This is a genomic window from Streptomyces palmae (assembly GCF_004684805.1).
Lineage (GTDB): Bacteria > Actinomycetota > Actinomycetes > Streptomycetales > Streptomycetaceae > Streptomyces > Streptomyces palmae.
In genome coordinates this window covers 1-1,308 of record NZ_SRID01000692.1, presented here as the reverse complement: position 1 = coordinate 1,308, position 1,308 = coordinate 1, and the positions used below count along the sequence as shown (strand labels likewise).

At 73.4% G+C, this 1,308-nt stretch carries 2 protein-coding genes; both read right to left on the bottom strand.

Annotated features, from left to right (window positions below; all coding sequences use genetic code 11):
* Positions 1-35: 35 nt before the first annotated feature.
* Positions 36-782, bottom strand: a complete 747-nt coding sequence (locus E4099_RS32115) for a thioesterase II family protein (protein WP_245245358.1) — start codon at positions 780-782, stop codon at positions 36-38.
* Between the two features lie 268 nt (positions 783-1,050).
* Positions 1,051-1,242: a DUF1059 domain-containing protein gene (locus E4099_RS32110; RefSeq protein ID WP_135342602.1), complete on the bottom strand. Its 192-nt coding sequence runs from the start codon at positions 1,240-1,242 to the stop codon at positions 1,051-1,053.
* Positions 1,243-1,308: the final 66 nt, after the last annotated feature.

Below are 1,308 nucleotides of genomic sequence, written 5' to 3'. Positions count from 1 at the left end.
CCCTACATACGCTCCCGCCGCCGCGCCCCGTCGCGCTACGCCCCCAGTCGGTCCTTGATCATCTCGGTGAGGGCGGGCAGGTGGTCATTGAGGAAGAAGTGCCCACCCGAGAGGACCCGGAAGTCGAACCCGCCGCTGGTGTGCTGCTCCCAGGCGCGTGCCTCGTCCACCTCCACCCGCGGGTCCGCGTCCCCGGTCAGGGTCACCATCGGGCAGGTCACCGAGGCGTCGGGCGCACCCCGGTAGGTCTCGATGGCACGGTAGTCGGCGCGCAGCGCGGGCAGCACCAGCTGCATCAGCTCGGGGTCCTGGAGCACCGCGCTCTCGGTGCCCTCCAGGGCACGCATCTCGGAGATGACCCCCGCGTCGTCCCGCAGGTGCACATGGTCGGATTCCTTGTGCCGGGAGGGCGCGCGCCGTCCGGAGGTGAAGAGCACCTCCAGCTTGACCCCCGCCCGCTCCTCCAGCCGCAGCGCCACCTCGAACGCGAGCACCGCGCCCATGCTGTGGCCGAAGAACGCCAGCGGGCGGTCGGCCAGTTCGCGCACCGACGGGTACACCGCGTCCGCCAGCGCGGCCAGGTCGTCGATACATGGTTCGCGGTACCGCTCCTGGCGGCCCGGATACTGGACCGCGGCCACCTCGATCCCCGGGGCGAGCGCCTTGGCCAGCGGGAAGTAGTAGCTGGCCGAGCCGCCCGCGTACGGGAAGCACACCAGCTGCACCGCGTCGGCCGCCGCCGGCTGGAAGCGCCGTATCCACTTGTCGTCGTCGTGTGTCACCCTGATCCCCCTCCGTCAGTCCGGCCCGGGCCCTGCGCCCCGCCGGGCTACCTGTCCACGTTCCAGGGGGACGGTACGGGGCCGGGCGGGCCGCGGGCCACTTCACCGCCGTCGCGAGCCGTTCTCCGGGCAGGGGAACCGGGCAGGGGAACCGGGTAGGGATCGCGGGCACACCGCCCCGCCCCGCCATCGACGGGGCGCCGCGGGAGGCCGCCCGCGGCGCCGGCGGGTGCGTGGACCGGGTGCGGGACGGTCCGACGGAGCCGGGTCAGGCGTGCTGCGGCACCTCGTCCTTGAGCATGGAGCGCAGCGTGGCGCGGAACTCCAGGGTGTCGGTGTGCCCGTGGACGGAGACGGCGTGCTCCGTGGCGGCACGCAGCACTTCCTCCTCCTCACCGGCGATCGTCAGGGTGCAGTGCGACTCGCTGGGGTAGTCCCTGCAGTCCATGACCTTGCGCATGGTGTGCCTCCCGGGATGGCTGGGGCTGCCGACGTCGCCGCCCGGAGCTGCCCGGGCGGGAGGGCG